The sequence below is a fragment of the Pseudomonas mucoides genome (assembly GCF_015461845.1).
Classification (GTDB): domain Bacteria; phylum Pseudomonadota; class Gammaproteobacteria; order Pseudomonadales; family Pseudomonadaceae; genus Aquipseudomonas; species Aquipseudomonas mucoides.
This window is the reverse complement of the sequence record NZ_JACOPW010000019.1, coordinates 1-2,596: the sequence shown is the minus strand read 5'-3', so window position 1 is coordinate 2,596 and position 2,596 is coordinate 1. Positions and strand designations below refer to the sequence as shown.

The window sequence follows — 2,596 nt, the reverse complement described above, 5'->3', positions numbered from 1 at the left end:
TGCGGATTCCACGCTGACTCGGACACCCATTCCACGCACATCCGGACAGTGATTCCACGCTGATCCGGACACTCATTCCACGAGCATCCGGACACCGATTCCACGGCCATCCGGACACTTTCCAGGCAGGCAGCTACGCAGGATTTATTCACTACCATCGACCTCTTTTTCGAAGCAGAGAGGTCGTCGTGGAGCGTTTGTCCATGCGTAAAATCCGTGAGGTGTTGCGCCTCAAGTTCGATTGCGGGCTGTCTGTCCGTAAGATCTCCCGCAGTCTGGGCATAGGCCACAGCAGTGCCGGTGATTACCTCTGTCGCTTTGCCGCCAGCGGTCTAGCCTGGCCCTGCTCGTTGTCCGATTCCGAACTGGAACAGCAACTGTTCCCACTGGCCCCTGCGGTGCCCAGTGAGCAGCGGCCACTGCCTGATTGGTCTTGGGTGCACGCCGAGCTGCGTCGCCCCGGCGTGACCCTGGCGCTGCTCTGGCAGGAGTATCGCCTGAGCCAGCCGCAGGGTTTTCAGTACAGCTGGTTCTGCGAGCACTACCGGGCCTGGCAGGGCAAGCTGGACGTGGTGATGCGCCAGGAACATCGCGTCGGCGAGAAGTTGTTCGTCGACTACGCCGGGCAGACGGTGCCGGTGATCGACCGGCACAGCGGCGAGATCCGCCAGGCGCAGGTGTTCGTCGCGGTGCTCGGCGCCTCCAGCTACACCTTCGCCGAAGCCACCTGGTCGCAGCAGTTGCCGGACTGGCTGGGCTCGCATACCCGCTGCTTCGCCTTCCTCGGGGGCGTGCCGGAGATCGTGGTGCCGGACAACCTGCGCAGCGCGGTGAGTAAGAGCCATCGCTACGAGCCGGACATCAACCCGAGCTACCGCGATCTGGCCGAGCACTATGGCGTGGCGGTGGTGCCGGCGCGGGCGCGTAAGCCGCGCGACAAGGCTAAGGCCGAGGTCGGCGTGCAGGTGGTCGAGCGCTGGATCCTCGCCGCGCTGAGGAACCGCCAGTTCTTCTCCTTGAACGAACTCAACAGCGCCATCGCCTTATTGCTGGAGCGCCTCAACCGACGACCGTTTCGCAAGCTGCCGGGCTCCCGGCACTCGGCCTTCGAAGCCCTGGATCGTCCGGTGCTGCGGCCGCTGCCGGAGCAACCCTACGTGTATGCCGAGTGGAAGAAGGCGCGTGTGCACATCGACTACCACGTCGAGGTTGATGGGCACTACTACTCGGTGCCGTACCAACTGGTGAAGAAACAACTGGAAGTACGCCTGACAGCGCGCACGGTGGAGTGCTTCCACGCCAATCAGCGGGTGGCCAGCCACCTTCGCTCACCGCACAAGGGCCGGCACAGCACACAGGCCGAGCACATGCCCAAGAGCCATCGCGAGCACGCCGAGTGGACGCCACAACGGCTGATCCGCTGGGCTGAGCAGACCGGGCCGAACACGGCCGGCGTGATCAGCCACATCCTCGAACGGCGCATCCACCCAACCCAAGGCTACCGGGCCTGCCTGGGCATCCTGCGCCTGGGCAAGACCCATGGCGAAGTGCGCTTGGAGTTGGCCTGCCGTCGCGCCCTCAGCCTCGGTGCGTGCAGCTACAAGAGCCTCGAATCGATCCTGCGCCAGGGTTTGGAAAGCCTGCCGTTGGCTCAAGCCAACCTGCCCCTGCTGCCGGACGACCACGCCAATCTGCGCGGCCCCGGCTACTACCACTGAACACAAGGAATCCCACCATGCTGCCCCATCCGACCCTGGACAAGCTCCAGACCCTGCGCCTGACCGGCATGCTCAAGGCACTCGCCGAGCAACTGAAAACCCCCGACATCGACAGCCTGAGCTTCGTGGAACGCCTCGGCCTGCTGGTCGACCGCGAACTGACCGAACGCGACGACAAGCGCCTCAGCAGCCGCCTGCGTCAGGCCCGGCTCAAGCACAACGCCTGCCTCGAAGACATCGACTACCGCAGCCCGCGCGGACTCGACAAGGCGCTGATCCTCCAGCTGAGCAGCGGTCAGTGGTTACGCGACGGACTCAACCTGATCATCAACGGGCCCACCGGCGTGGGTAAAACCTGGCTGGCCTGCGCCCTGGCCCACCAGGCCTGCCGGGAGGGCTACAGCGTGCGCTACCTGCGCCTGCCACGTTTGCTGGAAGAACTGGGTCTGGCCCATGGCGACGGCCGCTTCGCCAAGCTGATGAGCAGCTACGCCAAGACCGACCTGCTGATCCTCGACGACTGGGGCCTGGCCCCGTTCACCGGCGAGCAACGGCGCGACATGCTGGAGCTACTGGACGACCGTTACGGCCAGCGCTCGACCATCGTCACCAGCCAGATGCCGGTGGACAACTGGCACGAACTGATCGGCGATCCGACCCTGGCCGATGCCATCCTCGACCGCCTGGTGCACAACGCTTATCGGATCAATCTGGAGGGTGAATCAATGCGCAAACGGACGCAGAAATTGACGACGCCGGGCACCTCAGACTAACAATGCCACCCCTGCGTCGCTGCGCTCCGACTGCCTGTCCGAATGATCGTGGAACAGGTGTCCGGATCAGCGTGGGCTGAGTGTCCGAATGGCGTGGAATCCGCA

General features: G+C 64.4%; 2 protein-coding genes. Both read left to right on the top strand.

What is annotated here, in order from left to right; all coding sequences use genetic code 11:
* Positions 1–203: 203 nt before the first annotated feature.
* On the top strand, positions 204–1,718 hold the full coding sequence (gene istA, locus H8F22_RS32485) for an IS21 family transposase (RefSeq protein WP_038408847.1): 1,515 nt from the start codon (positions 204–206) through the stop codon (positions 1,716–1,718).
* Between the two features lie 17 nt (positions 1,719–1,735).
* On the top strand, positions 1,736–2,491 hold the full coding sequence (gene istB / locus H8F22_RS32480; RefSeq protein WP_083375454.1) for an IS21-like element helper ATPase IstB: 756 nt from the start codon (positions 1,736–1,738) through the stop codon (positions 2,489–2,491).
* Positions 2,492–2,596 lie beyond the last annotated feature (105 nt).